The following is a 15,717-nucleotide window of genomic DNA, read 5'->3' as shown; positions in this document are numbered from 1 at the left end:
TCCTTCGATCCCGTTAGAGACTGTCGTCCAGCGCGGAGGTTCGCCTCCGCACGAAGGGTCCGTCCCACAGCGCGTCGGCGGAGAGCTGAGACGGATCGGTATGCCCGGTCAAACCCAAGACCCGGCCGACCTCGTCCGCGAGTAGAGACAGGGCGTGATCCGCACCCGAACGACCGCGCGCTGCTACCGCAAGCAGAAAGGGACGCGCCGCAAAGGTGAAACTTGCACCCAACGCGAGCGCCCGCACCACATCGCTGCCGCTGCGCAGCCCGCTGTCCATCATAACCGTCAGACGGTCGCCGGCGCGTTCGGCCACGGCCGGCAGCGCCTCGATCGCCGCCGGCGTGGCATCGAGCTGGCGGCCGCCGTGATTGGAGACGATAACGCCGTCGGCGCCGACGGCGACGGCCATGTCGACATCTTCCGGCGAAAGCACGCCCTTCAGCACCATCGGCCCCGGCCAGGCCTCGCGAATGCGCCGGAGCAACGCCGGCTCGAGCCGGCCTGTAATCTGCCTGGCCATGAAGGCAGCAAGCGACTGCGCGCCACTGCCGGCCGCAGCATAGGGCGCCAGCGTCGCGAAGGTCGGCGTCCCGGCACGCAGTGTCGCCAAGGCCCAGGCCGGATGCGCCAGAATGCCGGCGGCGCGCCCCGCGGTCGGCCGGAAAGGAAGACGAAAGCCGTTGCGCAGATCGCGGAGCCGCTTACCGGGTACCGGGATGTCGATGGTGACCACCAGCACCCTCACTCCGACTCTCTTCGCCCGCTCGATCAGATCGAAGGTCACCGCGTCGTCGGTGGAGACGTAGAGCTGGAACCACAGGCTCCGCGGCGCAATCTCGGCAGCCCGCTCGATCGTCGTCGAGGCGGCGGTGCTGAGGATATAGGGGACATCCGCCGCCTCGGCCGCCGCAGCCAAGGTCGCATCCATCTCCGGCCAGATCAGATCGGCCAACCCCACCGGCGCGATGCCGACCGGCAGGGCATAGGACCGGCCGAAGATTTCCGCCGCCGTCGTGCGGTCGGCGACATCGCGGCCATAGCGCGGGAGGAGCCGGATCGTCTCCAGCGCGTTCCGGTTCCGCCTGAGACCGCTTTCGTCTCCGGCGCCACCTTCCAGGTAGTCGCGCACCAGCCTCGGCAAGCGGCGGCGGCCGAGCTCCATCAGATCGTCGAGCGCCGGCAGGTAGCTTAGATCGCCGGGCATGGAGCGACGCGGGCGAACCGGGAACGGGGAGAGATCATGGAACGTCCAACGACCAGAGACAGCGGCCAAGTCATTGCAAATGCATATATTATCCCTGTCCTCTCCGCAAGCAGTCGCTTGACGGTCGGGACGGCGCGGCGTCGCGTCAGGCAAGCAACGCGCGCCGGCCACCGGGGAAGTCGGAAATATGCACTTGCATTTATCCCAATGTCACCGAACGATAGCCGCCCATGCCGGTTCGTACGCAGCCCCGCCGATGTGACGAGACCATGCCGCCCGAAGCGCAGGGTGCCGTCATGAGACTGCGGCGATGACGCGGCTACTCGCCATCGTCCTGCGCGCACCGCTTCTCATCGCCGGCGTCGGCGCCTGTCTTTCGCTTGCAGCGATTATGACGATCATGGTCACGGATGTGATCGGCCGGCATCTGCTCAACGCTCCGGTGCCGGGAGCAGCCGAACTGATCGAACTCCTGATGGCCCTGCTGGTGTTCTCCGCGCTGCCGCTGACGACCCTGAGGCGCGAGCATATTCAGGTGGACCTCTTCACCTCCCTGGTCCCCATCAGGGCCCGCCGCATCACCGAAGCGCTGGCGAACGCCGTGGCAGCCGTGATCGTGACCTTCATTACCTGGCGTCTCTACGACAAGACCGTCGAGATCGTCGGGTACGGCGACACCACGGCGTTTCTGCGCCTCCCGCTTGCACCGGTCGCGGGCGTCATGACGGCGATGGCCGGTCTCACCGCCATCGCCTTCTTCGTCAACAGCGCGCGCGACCTGCGCCCCAAAGCGACCGGCCCGAAGGCGCCCCCTCCGCCTGGGGAGCCGCGGCCTTGAGCGCGGCCGTCATCGGACTTGCCTGCATCCTCGGCCTGGCGATGCTGGGCGTGCCGATCGCCTTCGCGATGATGCTGGTCGGGTTCGTCGGCTTCGCCGTCATCACCGACTGGTATCCGGCGATGGCCATGGTGGGGCAGCTCGCCTACGACACCTCCCTGACCTACAGCCTGGCGGTCTTGCCGCTGTTCATCCTGATGGGCAACTTCATCACCCGCGCCGGCCTCTCGGACGACCTCTATCGGGCGGCCTATGCCTTCGTCGGCCATCTGCGCGGCGGGCTGGCCCTCTCGACCCTGATCTCCTGCGGCGGCTTCTCCGCCGTCAGCGGCTCGAGCCTGGCGACCGCCGCGACCATCTCCAAGGTCGCCATGCCCTCGATGCGACGCTTCGGCTATGCCGACACACTCGCGACCGGATCGATCGCCGCCGGCGGCACGCTCGGCATTCTGATCCCGCCGTCCGTCGTCCTAGTGCTCTACGGGATCATGACCAACAACGACATCGGTCAGCTGTTCATCGCCGGCATCCTGCCGGGGCTCGTCGGTCTGCTCCTCTACTGCCTGACCGTTCAGGCCATCACGCTGGCCAACCCCGAGGCCGGACCTCCGGGAGAGTGCACGGGCTGGCGTGAGAGATTGGCAGTTCTACGCCGGACCTGGGGCATTCTCGCCCTCTTCGCGCTGGTGATCGGCGGCATCTACGGCGGCCTCTTCACCCCGACCGAGGCGGCCGGCGTCGGCGCGGCCTCGGCACTCCTGCTCGCCCTTGCGAGAGGCGGACTGAGCCTACGCGCCGTCGTCGGCATCCTGCTTGAAAGCGCGCGCACGACGGCGATGATCTTCGCCGTCCTGATCGGCGCCTTCATGTTCGCCAACTTCATCAACGTCGCCGGACTGATGCGCGATCTGCAAGCGGTGATCGCCGCGCTGGACATCGGCCCCTTCGCCGTTCTGGCCGGGATCCTGGTCTGCTACCTCCTGCTCGGCATGGTCCTGGAAAGCATGTCCATGCTGCTGCTCACCATTCCGATCTTCTATCCGCTTGCGATCGCTGCCGGCTTCGATCCGATCTGGTTCGGCATCGTCGTCGTCGTGGTGATCGAGATCAGCCTGATCACGCCGCCGATCGGCATGAACGTCTTCATCTTGCGCGCGACGCTTTCCGACGTGGCGACGACGACCGTCTTTCGCGGCGTCCTGCCCTTCGTCGGCGCCGACATCCTGCGGCTTCTGCTTCTGCTGACCGCGCCCTGGCTGGTGCTCACCTGACACCCCGAACCATCGCCGGGGGAACCGAAACACCGAACCCGAAACTCCGAGAAACGAAGGACTCCGCAATGCCTGAACTGCTCAAGAAGACCGCGGCGGCGACCGCGTTCGCCGCCGCGCTCTGCGCCGCTGCCGCTGGTGCCGCCGCTTCCGAAGACCAGACGGTTCTACGGCTGTCGAATTGGCTGCCGACGACCCATCCGATCTACAGCGATATTCTGGTGCCCTGGGCCGAGTCCGTGGCGGCGGAAACCGAGGACCGGGTAACGGTCGAGTTCCTGCCCGCGCTCGGGCGCCCCGCGGCTCACTTCGATCTGGTACGAGATGGCGTCGCCGATATCGCGATGAGCGTGCATGCCTACACGGCCGACCGTTTTCCGACGGCCTACGGCGTCACACTGCCCGGCTACGCCGACGACTCACTCTCCGCGTCCGTCGCCTATTGGCGAACCTTCGAGACCCACTTCGCGCAGGCCGGCGAATTTGGCGACGTCAAACTACTCGGGCTTTGGGTCCACGGCCCCGCCTACATCTGGACCAAGGACAGAGCCATCGAGGGGCTGGAAGATCTCGACGGGCTTCGTCTCCGCGCCACCGGCGGCATCGTTCAGGACATCGCCGAAGGGCTCGACATCGTGCCCCAATTCGCACCGGCCAGCGAGACCTACGAACTGGTTGCCCGAGGCGTCGTCGATGGCGTGCTCTTCCCGATGGAATCGGTGGTCAGCTTCAGGCTCGATCCGATCCTGACCGACGCGCTGACGATTCCCGGCGGTCTCTATCGCGACAGTCACTACGTCATCATGAACAGCTCGACCTTCGCGGCTCTCAGCGCCGAGGATCGGGCGGCGATCGAAGCGGTCTCGGGCGAGGCGATGGCGCGCCTTGCGGGCGCGGCGTGGGACGAGGCGGACGCAGCCGCCCGCGAGACGCTGGAAGCGGCCGGCTACAGCTTCACCCCGGCATCGCCGGAGATCCTGGCCGAGGTCGAGCGCCAAGGCGAAGAGCTCAAGGATGCCTGGACGGCCCGGGTCGAGGCGCTCGGCATCGATGGCGAGGCCGCGCTGGCGACCTATGTCGAGGAGATCGCGAAGGTGGCCGCGGAGTAAGGCCGTCTCCCCGTCCAGAGCATCTTGTGATCGTATGGACTCGCGTCGTAGTTCCGCCGATCCCAGGAAACAGACTCTCACACTCTGAATCGAGACCGGATTTAACGTCATCGTCGGACCCAATACCTGGGTCCGACCGATCGCTATCTGGTCTGGAGCGCGGCCGCCATCGTCCGGTTTTTCACGCCGAGCGTCCGCAGAATGGCCGAGACGTGCAGCTTCACGGTGCCCTCGCCGATCCCGAGTCTGTCGGCGATGTCGCGGTTGGACGACCCTTGCCGCAGCAGGCTCAGGACGTCGCGTTGCCGCCCGGTCAAGCGGGCCTCGGCTTGAGGATCGGGTAGCGGCCGACCGGGTTCGGACTGGTCCAGAGACGGACTGCCGGTTGCCGGACCGGAGGTTTTCTCCTTGCCGGCCGTCAGCAGTCCACGGGCCGCGTCGAAGGTCTTCGCGAAGTCGTCGAAGGCAGCGATAAGATTCCCGACGGCCCGGTTTTGCACGCTTGCCGCAGCCTGCCGGCCCTGGGTCGGTCGGCCGTGGTTCTGCCGGAGTTCCTCCACCGCGCTCTGCAAACGGTCGAAAGGGCGCAGAACGTCGCGGGCCGCGATGGCGGCGAAGCGGCCGTCCGAAACCTCGTCGCGCTTGGCCTGGGACATCGCCCGCTCCAGCGCCTCGAGAGCTTCGCGCCGGTCGGTCACGTCGAGCGCCACGCCGTCCCAGATCACCGTCCCGTCGGCGAGGCGGCGGGGATGCCCGATGGAGCGGACCCACATGAAATGACCGTCCGCGCGCATGACCCGTACTTCCTCATCGAGAACGCTCAAGGACGCGGCCGAGCGTTCCAGCGCGGCGATGAAACCTTCGCGGTCGTCGGCATGAACCCATTCATGCTGGACAAAGTCCCGCTGCATCAGGTCGTCGGGATCGAGACCGAAGGCTTCATGGATGTCCGGGCTGACGTAGCTGTAGCGATAGCGGCCCTCCGGCGTCCGCAGGCGCTGCATCGTGTGGCCCGGGAAGTGACCTTCGAAGAGGTCGGCGAATCCCTCCAGACGTTGCCGAGGCGCGGAGGCTGCGGAGGCGTTTTTCTGTGCTGACATATAACTTTAGATATAGAAAATTCCCGGATTGTCAAGAGATGATGTCGAATCGGGACTGGATTACGTCTCTGAAGTCTGATTTCATACGTCAAAAGATATATTGCCTCGAAGAGGCTGCTTGGGAGGACTGAGCTTGGACAAGATCATCATCGAGGCGCGGGTCAACGAACTCGCGCCGCGCGACGAAAACCCGAACGTTCCCTTCCTGCCGGCGGAGATCATCCGCGACGCCAAGGCCTGCTATGACGAAGGCGCGGCCGTCGTCCACTATCACGGCCGGACCGCGCAGGGCGCGCCGGACCACTCGCCCGGCTTCTATCTGGAAACCAACGCGGGCATCCGCGATCTCTGCCCGATCCTGATCCACCCGACGCTCGGCTATGTCGCCAACGACACCGACGCCCTGGGCCGTTTCGCCGCGGTCGAGGAGATGATGAAGGATGCCAAGACGGCGCCGGACTTCGCGCCGATGGACGTCGGCAGCGTGAACGTCGACTGGTGGAATCCGAAGGAGGTGAAGTTCGACACCACCGAGCTGGTCTACAAGAACTCGACCGGCACGCTGATGCACTTCGCCGGACGCATCAAACACCACGGCCTCACCCAGTATCTGGTGTCCTGGAACGTCAGTTCGACACGCCAGATCGACGCCTTTATGAAAATGGGCGTGGTGCCCGAGCCGGCCTACGTCTGCTTCTGCCTGACCGACGGCATCATGCTGGCCGGCCACCCCGGCACGCCGCAGGGCCTAGACGCCCATACCGCCTTCCTGCCCAAGGACCGCAAGTTCGTTTGGACGGTGGTGAACTACAAGGGCAATCTGCTGCTGCTGACCGAGAAGATCATCCGCGAGGGCGGCCATATCTCCATCGGCCTCGGCGACTATCCCTTCAGCGAATACGGCCAGCCGACGAACGCGGAGATCATCGCCAAGGTCGTCGCGCAAGCCCGCGCCCTGGGCCGCGAGCCGGCCACGGTGGAGGAGACACGCGAGATCCTGGCCATGCAGAAGGTGCGTGTCGCGGCCTGAGCCGGTCGACACGGAAAAACGACGCCGAACAATAACGAAACCAAAGAACAGTCTGGGGGAAATCCTGATGTCGCTCAAAACCAAACTCGGCAGCACCGCCGTCGCCGCGGCGACGCTTTGCCTGGCCGCCGCCGCTCAAGCCGAGACCTTCAAGATGCAGACCTTCCTCGGCGCCAACGCGGCAACGACGAAGGCCTTCGAGCAGATGGCGATCGACCTGAAGGCCGCGACCGACGGCGAGGTCGACATCCAGGTCTTTCCGGCCGGCGCCGTGGTCGGTCCGCGCGAGACGATGGATGCCATCGAGAGCGGACTGCTGGACGGACAGTACACCGGCCCGACCTTCTTCGCCGGCAAGAACCCGGCCATGGCCGTGCTGGGCGACACGCTCTCCGCCTACCCCGACACCGCGACCCGCGACGCCTGGTTCACGACGGGCGGCGGACTGGAGTTGGGCCGCCAGTTGTATGCCAAACACGGGCTGCACATGATTTGCCAGGTCTATTGGCCGCAGGAGCAGATTCCCTCCACCGTGCCCATCGAGTCGGTCGCCGACTTCCAGGGCATCAAGATCCGGGCACCCGGAGGCCTGCCGTCTGACCTGCTGACACGCGCAGGCGCGTCGCTGGTGAACCTGGCCCCCGGCGATGCGATCAACGCCCTCGAAACCGGCGTGCTCGACGCCAGCGATCTCGCCAGCGTCGGTTTGAACGTAGCCTTCGGCATGCACAATAAGGCGAAGTACTCAATCCTGGCGCGTCATTCCATGCCGGTGACCGAAATGTCGGTCTCGCAAGACAAATGGGACGGTCTCTCGGAAGACGCCCGGATGAAATTCGACAGTGCCTGCAACGATCTCTCCGATACCTTGAAGGAGACGCTCAGCCAGCAGGATGCGGAAGCGATCGAGAAGGCCAAGGGCGAGCTTGGCGTGACCTTCATCGAGTTCGGCAAGGAAGATGCAACCCTGTTCCGCGAGATGCTGTTGGAGGTCTGGGCCGACTGGAGCGCCAAGGGTCCGGACGCCAAGGCCATCGTGGAGAGCCACAAGGCCTACATGACGTCTCTCGGCATCCTCTAGTCCGATTATCGGGATGGCCGCGGCGCCCCCGCAACCCGCCCAAAGGCCGCCAAGGCCGCCCGTGCCCCCTGTTGTCGAGCGCTTCGTTCTGGCCTTGGGCCGCGTCCTGGCCTGGGGCTTCCTGGCGATCGTGGCGCTCATGGTCTACGAGGTCGTCGCCCGCTACGCCTTCAACGCGCCGACCTTCTGGGCCCACGAGATCTCCGGCATCCTGGCGGCCGTCGCCTTCGTCTTCGGCGGCGCCTACTGCATGGCGGAGGGCAGCCACCTGCGCATCGGCATCGCGGTGGACGGCGCGGGGCGCCGCTTCCGGCTGATCGCCAAGACGTTGGGACTGTTCTGCGGGCTGCTTTATCTCGGCGGCCTCACCCTGGCGATGTGGCCCATCGTCCAGAAGTCGCTGTTCCGCTTCACGCCGGACGGCCTTTGGATGCCCGAGCGCTCCGGCACCTCCTGGAACACTCCGGCCCCCTCCTTCGTGAAGTTCGCGCTGCTGCTCGGCGCGGCGCTGTTCGCGCTCGTCGTGATCGTGCATCTGGTGCGGGTCCTGCGCGGACGGAGCGACGCGACGGTGCCCGACGGCGGCGGCGAAAGCTGATGGACATCGGCACGATTTCCCTCGTGATCGTCGCCGCGATGATCGGGCTTCTGATGCTGGGCGTTCCGCTGGCCTTCGTCTCGGGCGCCATCGCGGTCGTGCTGGCCTATACGCACTTCGGCCTGGGCGGGCTCTTCCTCGTCGGCAGCCGTACGGCCGAGTTCGTCGGGTCCTTCGCGCTGGTCGCGGTCCCGATGTTCGTGCTGATGGCCTCCATCATGGAGCGGTCGGGCGTCGCCCGCGACCTCTACCGGGCCTTCCACATCTGGGCCGGCCGGATGCCCGGCGGCATCGCCGTGATCACCATCTTCGTCGCCGTCATTCTGGGTGCGACCACCGGCATCATCGGCGGCGAGATCGTGCTGCTGGGGCTGATCGCCCTGCCGCAGATGCTGAAGCTCGGCTACGACAAGAAGCTCGCGATCGGGACGATCACGGCGGGCGGCTCGCTCGGCACCATGATTCCGCCCAGCATCATCCTGATCTTCTACGGAATCACGGCGCAGGTCTCGATCTCCCATCTCTTTCTCGCGACCGTGGTGCCGGGCCTGCTGCTGGCGGGGCTCTACATCGGCTACATCCTGGTGCGCTGCGGCCTGAACCCGGCGCTCGGGCCGCCGCTCGGCGAGGCCGAGCGCGACATTCCGCTGGCCGAGAAACTGGCCCTGCTGAAGAACGTCGCCCTGCCGCTGGCCGTCGCCGCCGCCGTGCTGATCTCCATCTACGCCGGCTTCGCCTCCATCACCGAGTCCGCCGCCGTCGGCGTGGCCGGGACGATCTTCGCCGCCTGGGTGCGCGGCGAGCTGACCCTCGAGATGATCAGCGGCGCGCTGATCCAGGCCTTGAAGACCTGCGGCATGGTCTTCTGGCTGGTATTCGGCACCAACGCGCTGATCGGCGTCTACAACCTGCTCGGCGGCATCGCCTTCGCCAAGGGCCTTCTGTCCGGGATCTCCTCGGAACCGGCCGTGGTGCTCGCCATCATGATCGCAGTCTTCATTCTGCTGGGCTTCTTCATCGACTGGATCGGTATCCTGTTCCTGACCATGCCGATCTTTCTGCCGACCCTGCAGCTGCTGGGCTACGACCCGATCTGGTTCGGCATCGTCTTCAATCTCTCCATGCAGATCGCCTATCTGACGCCGCCCTTCGGCCCGGCCTGCTTCTATCTGAAGGGCGCCGCGCCGCCCGAGGTCAGTCTGCAGGACATCTTCGCGGCCCAGTGGCCCTTCATCGCCCTGCAGTGCCTCGGCCTTCTGCTCGTCGTTCTCTTCCCCGGTCTGTCGCTCTGGCTGCCGAACCTGGTCTACGGATAAACCCATGGCTCACGTCACTGTCCTGAAATCGCTCGCGAGAGGCGGGTCGACCAATCGCCTGGGTCCGGACGACCTGAAAGCCATACTCGAGACGATGCTGCGGATCCGCAGGTTCGAGGTGCGGGCGAAAGAGCTGTTTCTCGCCGGAGTCATCAAGGGAACGGCGCACTCGTCGGTCGGTCAGGAGGCCATCGCCGCCGGGGCCTGCCGCGCGCTTGAGCCCATCGACTTTCTGCTGACCCATCACCGCGGGCACGGTCATACCATCGCGAAGGGCGCGGACATCAGGCGCATGTTCGCCGAGCTGATGGGCAGAGCGCCGGGCTACTGCTTCGGCCTCGGCGGCTCCATGCACATCGCCGACTTCGACCTGAACATCCTGGGCGCCAACGGCATCGTCGGCGCCGGCATGGGTCTGGGAACCGGCGCGGCCCTGGCCGAGAAGCTGAAGAAGACCGGCGCGATCGGCATCGCGCTCTTCGGCGACGGCGCCGCCAACGAAGGCATTTTCCACGAGGCCATGAACCTCGCGGCCGTCTGGTCTCTGCCGCTGATCTTTCTCTGCGAAAACAACCACTACGGCCTCTCGACACCCAGCGACATGGTCACCGCCGGCCCCTCCATCGCGGCGCGCGGCGCGGCCTACGGGGTGCCGAACGAACGCATCGACGGCAACGACCCGATCGCCGTCTTCGATGCCGTGGAACGGGCGGCCCTGCGCGCCAGAAGCGGCGACGGGCCGACCCTGATCGAGGCCCTCACCTACCGCTGGGACGACCACTCGATGCGGGCGAACCTGCCGGCCTACCGGACCGACCGCGAAGAGGAGGAGTGGCGCCAGGCCGATCCCATCCTGCGTCTGCGCGACCGGGTCATCGCCGCGCGGGCCATCGACGCGGCGGAGCTCGACGCGCTCGGTCAGGCCATCGACCTGGAGATCGAAGCGGCGATCGACTGGGCGAAAGACCAGCCGGAGCCGACGCTGGAGGCCGCGCTGCAGCTCGTCATGCCGCCGAAACCGGCCGACGGGTCCCCGGAGCCCGCGCCGGGACCGCGCGCCCTCTCCTACAAGCAGGCGATCAACGAAGCCTTCCACCAGGAGATGGCAGCCGACGAAAGCGTGATCATGATCGGCGAGGACGTTTCCCGGATCGGCGGCATCTTCGGCCTGACCGTCGGCCTGCGCGATGCCTTCGGGGAGGAGCGCGTGCGCGACACACCGATTTCGGAGGGCGCCATTTCCGCCTGTGGCGTCGGCGCCGCGATGTGCGGCCTGCGGCCAATCGTCGAAATTCAGCTGTTCGACTTCGTCTCCCTGATGATGGACGCCATCGTCAATCAGGCGGCGAAGGCCCGCTTCATGCTGGGCGGCAAGGCCAAGGTGCCGGTCGTCTTTCGCGGGCCCCAGGGCGCCGGCATCCGGCTTGCCGCGCAGCACTGCCAGTCGCTGGAATCGCTCTTCGCCAACATACCGGGGCTAGAGGTCTACGCGCCCTCAAACGCCTACGACGCCAAGGGCCTGATGATTTCGGCGATCCGCGCCGACAATCCGGTCGTGTTCCTGGAACACAAACTCTTCTACCTCGGCGCCGAGCAGCCGGTGCCGCGGGAAAGCTATGCCATCGCACCCGGCAAGGCGCGGATCGTACGTCCCGGAACCGACGTCACCGTGATCGCGACGCTGGCCATGGTGGAGCGCGCGGTACAGGCGGCGGACCGGCTGGCCAAACAAGGCCTGTCGGTGGAGGTCATCGATCCGCGCACCATCAAGCCGCTGGACAGCGAGACCATCGTCGAGAGCGTCAAGAAGACCAACCGGGCTGTGGTGGTGCATGAGGCGGTTCGCTTCGGCGGCTTCGGCGGCGAGATCGCGGCGACGATCATGGAACAGGCCTTCGACTATCTGGACGCACCGGTCGCCCGCATCGGCGCTCCGGACATGCCGGTGCCCTACAACGACCGGCTCGAGCGCGACTACATGCCGGACGCCGGAGAGATCGCCGCCGCTATCAAGGAGGTCTGTTATGTCCGTTGATCGCGAGACACCCGTTGATCGCAAAGTCATCGTGCCGCCGGGAATGGAGGCGGTCTACGACAGCTTCCACTACGCACCCGGCATTCTGATCGGAAATACGCTCTATATCTCAGGTCAGGTTGGGCGGGACCGCGATCTGAAGGTCGTCGAGGGCACCGAGGCCCAATATGTCCAGGCCTTCGAGAACGTGAAGGCCGTCCTGGATGCCGCCGGCGCCTCCTTCGAGGAGGTGGTGGAGCTGGAAACCTGGTTCCTCGACGGCATGGCGGACCTGAAGCTCTTCATGGCGATCAAGGACCGTTACTTCACCAAGGCCTATCCGACCTGGACCGGCTTCGCGGTCCGCGGCTTCTCGATGCCGGGGATCCTGGTGGAGATCAAATGCACCGCTGTTCTGGAGGCCTAGTCCCATCGCACCGACCCTGAAAGAGATTCTCGCGAGCGACCGCACCAACCTCGGTACCTGGTCGCAGATCGCCGCGCCGGAAATGATCGATCTGGTCGGCCTGAACGGCTTCGACTTCACCATCATCGACTGCGAGCACGGATTCTTCGGCATGGAGACGGCGGAGAATCTCTCGCGCGCCGCCGACGCCGTCGGGATCGCCGCGGCAGTGCGCGTCGCCGCCAACGAGCCGACGATGATCATGAAGGCGCTGGACGCCGGCATTCGCCACGTCGTCGTGCCCAACCTCGCGACGGCCGAGGAGGCCGCGCGTGCAGTCGCGGCCACCCGTTTCGGACCGCAGGGCCTGCGCGGAGCCTGTCCCTGCTGCCGCTCCGGCGGTCACTTCATCCGCAACTGGAAGGATTACGTGACCGAGGAGGAAGCGCGGGTCGGCGCCATCGGTCTGGTCGAAACCAGGGAAGGCTACGAGAACTTCGCCGAGATCTGCCGCAACAGGGAGATGACGGCCTTCATGTTCGGGCCCTTCGACCTGTCCGTCTCCCTGGGGCTGGAAGGGAACTGGCGTCACGATCGGGTACAGTCCGCCGTCCGCGAGATGGTCGAGCGCGCCCTGGAGAGCGGTCACCGGGTGATGATGCCGGTCTTCTCGCCGGATCGCCAGGAGTGCCGGCAGATGGTCGACGACTGGGTGTCTCGCGGAGTCCGCACCTTCGTCATCGGTTCCGACAAGATCCTGGTCGCCAGCTCCTTCTCCGCCTGGACCGAGGCCCTGGACGATAGCCGGACATCGTAAGCTCGGAAGGCCGTGAGGTCACTCCAGCGCGACGACGACCTTTCCGAAGTGGCTGCCGCTTTCCAGGTAGGCGAGCGCGGCCGGCGCGTCCTCGAAGCCGAAGATCTTGTCGACCACCGGCCGCAGGCGGTGGAGCGCGATGGCCGCGTTCATCTCGCGGAAGTGGGCGACGCTGCCAACGTAGGTACCCTGGATCTTGATGTTCTTGCTGAGGATCAGGCCGGTCGCGACCTGGTCCGCCATGCCCGTCAGCACGCCCATCAGGGAAATCGAGCCGCCGTGACGGACGGCTTCCAGAGTCTTAGTGAGCGTTCCGGGGCCTCCGACCTCGACCGCATGGTCGGCGCCCAGGCCGCCAGTCAGCTCCAGGACTCGCGTCTGCCAGTCCTCGGTCTTGCGATAGTTGACGACCTCGTCGGCCCCCAACTCCTTGGCGCGGGACAGCTTCGCGTCGTCGGAGCTGGTGATGACGACGCGCGCACCCGCCAGCTTGGCGAACTGCAGGGCGAAGATGGAGACGCCGCCGGTTCCGAGCAGAAGCACGGTCTGGCCGGGCCGCAGGTTCGCGCCGACGAACTGGGCGTACCAGGCGGTCACACCGGCGCAGGGCAAGGTGGCGGCTTCCGCGAAGGAGAGATGCTCCGGGATCTCGACGACGCCATGGGCGGGCAGGACGACCTGCTCCGCCAGCATCCCGTCGACGGCGCCGCCCAGGGAACCGGCCTGCAAGTCCGGGGTCAGGACGCCGGCGGTGAAGTCGGGCATGAAGGCACCGGCCACCCTGTCGCCGACGGCGAGGCCCCGAACCCCGGCGCCAACCGCGGAGATCACCCCGGCGCCGTCGGACAGAGGCACGACGCCGCCCGTTCGAGCCGCGTGGTTTCCCTTGACGATCAGGAGGTCGCGGTAGTTCAGCGAACAGGCCTTGACGTCGATCACCACCTGACCCGCTTCGGCTTGCGGAACCGGCCGATCCTTGATCGCGAGGGCGGTCACGTCGTTTCCGTCGATCAGCTCATAGGCACGCATCTGACTCTCCTTAACGTCGCGTAGGCGACTCGCATCAGGTCTGTGGCTCAGGGTCTCCATGACGTCGAAATGCGCCTTTTATGATTTTTTGACAAGTACCTACATTTTTGTAAGTATAGACGAAATGGCGACGGGAGACCGGCTGTGGCACGCAGTTACGATTGGAAGACCGGTTGCGATGTGGAGGCGACGCTCTGCGTGATCGGCGGCCGCTGGAAGCCGGTTCTGGTCTGCCACCTGCTCGACGGCAGCAAGCGCTTCGGCGCACTCTGCCGCCTGACGCCCAACGCGACGGAGCGCATGATCACCCTGCAGCTTCGCGAGCTGGAGGCGGACGGCGTGATCTCCCGCCATGTCTACGCGGAGGTGCCGCCCCGGGTCGAGTACTGCCTGACGCCCTTCGGGCGCACGCTGGAGCCGATCCTGCGCCAGATGCAGGACTGGGGACATAGCTTCAAGACGCGCCGCGTGGCCCAGGAGGCCCAAACGGCAACGTCCTGACCGGACCGGGTGCCCGCCGCCGGTTCCTCCGGCGCTCCCGGTCCAGGGCAACCGCAGCACGGCCGTCCCGCGACATCAATCGCAGGCGGCCGTCACAATGATCTCGACCCGCAGCTCCGGCCGTGCGAGGCGAGCCTCGCCGCAGGCGCGGGCCGGCGTGTTCCCTTCGGGAACCCAGGCATCCCAGACCTCGTTCATCTCCGCGAAATCAGCCATGTCGGCGAGCCAGATGATCGTCTGCAGGATCCGGTCCTTGGACGATCCGGCGCGCGCGAGCAGCGCATCCACGCGCTCCAGACAATCCCGGGTCTGCGCGGCGACGGAGGCGCCGTCTCCGACCTGACCGCAGAGATAGACCGTGCCGTTATGCTTGACGATCTTGCTCATCCGCTCACCGATCTCGATACGCTCGATCACTCGTTCCCTCCTGAATTCGGTTAAGTTCGCCGCGCGCGTGCCAGGACGGCGAAGCGCGGAACCGTTCAAAGGCCAATGACTAGACTGGATCGTCCTCCATTGGAATCGCTTTGCGATTCCAGAGGATTGCAATTGCCTCTAGTCTGCGGCGCCATGTCGAGCGCCCCCAAAGCGAAAACCGTCTCCCCGGCAGCGCCCGCACCGCGCGCCTGGCAGCGCATGCTGTCGGGCCGGCGGCTGGATCTGCTCGATCCCTCGCCGCTGGACGTGGAGATCGAGGACATCGCCCAGGGCCTCTCGCGGGTGGCGCGCTGGAACGGCCAGACCTCCGGCGACTGGGCCTACAGCGTGGCGCAGCACAGCCTGCTGGTGGACCGGATCGTCCGGCGCCTGGATCCGCGGTTGGGGCAGGCCTGGCAGCTCGCGGCGCTGCTGCACGACGCGCCGGAGTACGTGGTCGGGGACCTGATCACCCCCTTCAAGGCGGCGGTCGGCCCTGGTTACAAGCAGCTCGAGCATCGCCTGATGCAGGCGATCCACCTGCGCTTCGGCCTGCCGGCGCTGCTGCCCGAGCGCATCGCCGCCCTGATCAAGCGCGCCGACGGCATCGCCGCCTACATGGAGGCGACCCAGCTCGCCGGCTTCGAGCGTCCGGCGGCCGATAAGATCTTCGCCCGCCCGCGCGGCAAGGCGGCGGTCGAGATTCTGGCCTGGCCGCTGGAGCCCGTCGCCCCGCCGCAGGCCAAGGCGGACTTCCTCGGCCGCTTCGCTCAGTTGGTCTAGCAGCTCGAGCCGCCGCGCCGCTCAGGGTTTCTCGTCGTCCTCATCGAAGAGGATCCGCTCGGCCGCGCCGTCCAGGTCTTCGTACTGGCCCTTCTTCAGGGACCAGAGGAAGGCGCCGAGGCCGAGCAGGCCGAGGAAGAGGGCAGCGGGGATCAGGTAGATGAGGACGTCCATGCCGTCATCATATCGGACCGGATCGG

17 protein-coding genes are annotated in these 15,717 nt (G+C 66.3%); 12 read left to right on the top strand and 5 right to left on the bottom strand.

The window, feature by feature from the left end:
- Window positions 1-13 precede the first annotated feature (13 nt).
- Complete coding sequence (locus DBZ32_RS16915; RefSeq protein ID WP_119168433.1) at window positions 14-1,207, bottom strand: alpha-hydroxy acid oxidase; 1,194 nt, start codon at window positions 1,205-1,207, stop codon at window positions 14-16.
- A gap of 310 nt (window positions 1,208-1,517) precedes the next feature.
- On the opposite strand from DBZ32_RS16915, the gene DBZ32_RS16910 reads away from it, so the two are divergent.
- The 3 genes from DBZ32_RS16910 (at window position 1,518) to DBZ32_RS16900 (ending at window position 4,425) form a co-directional block, all read left to right on the top strand.
- Window positions 1,518-2,045 (top strand): TRAP transporter small permease, encoded by a 528-nt coding sequence (locus DBZ32_RS16910; RefSeq protein ID WP_119168432.1) that lies wholly within the window; start codon window positions 1,518-1,520, stop codon window positions 2,043-2,045.
- Entirely contained in the window at window positions 2,042-3,316 is a 1,275-nt protein-coding gene (locus tag DBZ32_RS16905) for a TRAP transporter large permease (RefSeq protein ID WP_119168431.1), read from the top strand. The genes DBZ32_RS16910 and DBZ32_RS16905 overlap by 4 nt, the downstream gene beginning before the upstream one ends.
- Before the next feature lie 68 nt (window positions 3,317-3,384).
- Window positions 3,385-4,425 (top strand): TRAP transporter substrate-binding protein, encoded by a 1,041-nt coding sequence (locus tag DBZ32_RS16900; protein WP_119168430.1) that lies wholly within the window; start codon window positions 3,385-3,387, stop codon window positions 4,423-4,425.
- A gap of 143 nt (window positions 4,426-4,568) precedes the next feature.
- Here DBZ32_RS16900 and DBZ32_RS22745 read toward each other — a convergent pair whose 3' ends face one another.
- Complete coding sequence (locus DBZ32_RS22745; protein WP_119168429.1) at window positions 4,569-5,525, bottom strand: LuxR C-terminal-related transcriptional regulator; 957 nt, start codon at window positions 5,523-5,525, stop codon at window positions 4,569-4,571.
- Window positions 5,526-5,658: 133 nt separating this feature from the next.
- On the opposite strand from DBZ32_RS22745, the gene DBZ32_RS16890 reads away from it, so the two are divergent.
- The 7 genes from DBZ32_RS16890 (at window position 5,659) to DBZ32_RS16860 (ending at window position 12,787) form a co-directional block, all read left to right on the top strand.
- Window positions 5,659-6,555 (top strand): BKACE family enzyme, encoded by an 897-nt coding sequence (locus DBZ32_RS16890; RefSeq protein ID WP_162906809.1) that lies wholly within the window; start codon window positions 5,659-5,661, stop codon window positions 6,553-6,555.
- Between the two features lie 67 nt (window positions 6,556-6,622).
- Window positions 6,623-7,636, top strand: coding sequence for a TRAP transporter substrate-binding protein DctP (gene dctP, locus DBZ32_RS16885; protein ID WP_119168427.1), 1,014 nt, complete (start codon window positions 6,623-6,625; stop codon window positions 7,634-7,636).
- A 61-nt stretch (window positions 7,637-7,697) separates the two neighbouring features.
- Window positions 7,698-8,234: a TRAP transporter small permease subunit gene (locus tag DBZ32_RS16880; protein WP_162906808.1), complete on the top strand. Its 537-nt coding sequence runs from the start codon at window positions 7,698-7,700 to the stop codon at window positions 8,232-8,234.
- On the top strand, window positions 8,234-9,550 hold the full coding sequence (locus DBZ32_RS16875) for a TRAP transporter large permease (RefSeq protein ID WP_119168425.1): 1,317 nt from the start codon (window positions 8,234-8,236) through the stop codon (window positions 9,548-9,550). The genes DBZ32_RS16880 and DBZ32_RS16875 overlap by 1 nt, the downstream gene beginning before the upstream one ends.
- Before the next feature lie 4 nt (window positions 9,551-9,554).
- Window positions 9,555-11,585: an alpha-ketoacid dehydrogenase subunit alpha/beta gene (locus DBZ32_RS16870; RefSeq protein WP_119168424.1), complete on the top strand. Its 2,031-nt coding sequence runs from the start codon at window positions 9,555-9,557 to the stop codon at window positions 11,583-11,585.
- Complete coding sequence (locus DBZ32_RS16865) at window positions 11,575-11,991, top strand: RidA family protein (RefSeq protein ID WP_208539277.1); 417 nt, start codon at window positions 11,575-11,577, stop codon at window positions 11,989-11,991. Before DBZ32_RS16870 ends, DBZ32_RS16865 begins: the two co-directional genes overlap by 11 nt.
- Window positions 11,903-12,787 (top strand): HpcH/HpaI aldolase family protein, encoded by an 885-nt coding sequence (locus DBZ32_RS16860; protein ID WP_328587495.1) that lies wholly within the window; start codon window positions 11,903-11,905, stop codon window positions 12,785-12,787. Before DBZ32_RS16865 ends, DBZ32_RS16860 begins: the two co-directional genes overlap by 89 nt.
- A gap of 18 nt (window positions 12,788-12,805) precedes the next feature.
- On the opposite strand, the gene DBZ32_RS16855 is transcribed toward DBZ32_RS16860, so the two are convergent.
- Entirely contained in the window at window positions 12,806-13,816 is a 1,011-nt protein-coding gene (locus tag DBZ32_RS16855; RefSeq protein WP_119168422.1) for a zinc-dependent alcohol dehydrogenase family protein, read from the bottom strand.
- 144 nt (window positions 13,817-13,960) lie between these two features.
- Here DBZ32_RS16855 and DBZ32_RS16850 point away from each other — a divergent pair, with 144 nt between their 5' ends.
- Window positions 13,961-14,317 (top strand): winged helix-turn-helix transcriptional regulator, encoded by a 357-nt coding sequence (locus DBZ32_RS16850; RefSeq protein ID WP_119168421.1) that lies wholly within the window; start codon window positions 13,961-13,963, stop codon window positions 14,315-14,317.
- Between the two features lie 75 nt (window positions 14,318-14,392).
- Here the strand turns inward: DBZ32_RS16850 and DBZ32_RS16845 are convergent, their stop codons facing one another.
- The gene (locus tag DBZ32_RS16845; protein WP_119168857.1) at window positions 14,393-14,704 is read right to left on the bottom strand and encodes a RidA family protein; all 312 of its coding nucleotides are present in this window, start codon (window positions 14,702-14,704) and stop codon (window positions 14,393-14,395) included.
- 162 nt (window positions 14,705-14,866) lie between these two features.
- Here DBZ32_RS16845 and DBZ32_RS16840 point away from each other — a divergent pair, with 162 nt between their 5' ends.
- A complete protein-coding gene (locus DBZ32_RS16840) occupies window positions 14,867-15,517 on the top strand; it encodes an HD family hydrolase (protein ID WP_235830245.1) in 651 nt (216 codons plus the stop codon).
- Window positions 15,518-15,538: 21 nt separating this feature from the next.
- Here the strand turns inward: DBZ32_RS16840 and ccoS are convergent, their stop codons facing one another.
- Window positions 15,539-15,691 (bottom strand): cbb3-type cytochrome oxidase assembly protein CcoS, encoded by a 153-nt coding sequence (ccoS, locus tag DBZ32_RS16835; protein WP_119168419.1) that lies wholly within the window; start codon window positions 15,689-15,691, stop codon window positions 15,539-15,541.
- Window positions 15,692-15,717 lie beyond the last annotated feature (26 nt).

Source organism: Algihabitans albus, assembly GCF_003572205.1.
In the GTDB taxonomy this organism is placed as follows: domain Bacteria; phylum Pseudomonadota; class Alphaproteobacteria; order Kiloniellales; family DSM-21159; genus Algihabitans; species Algihabitans albus.
Note: the sequence above shows the minus strand (reverse complement) of the source record. Positions and strands in the feature narration are given on the sequence as shown.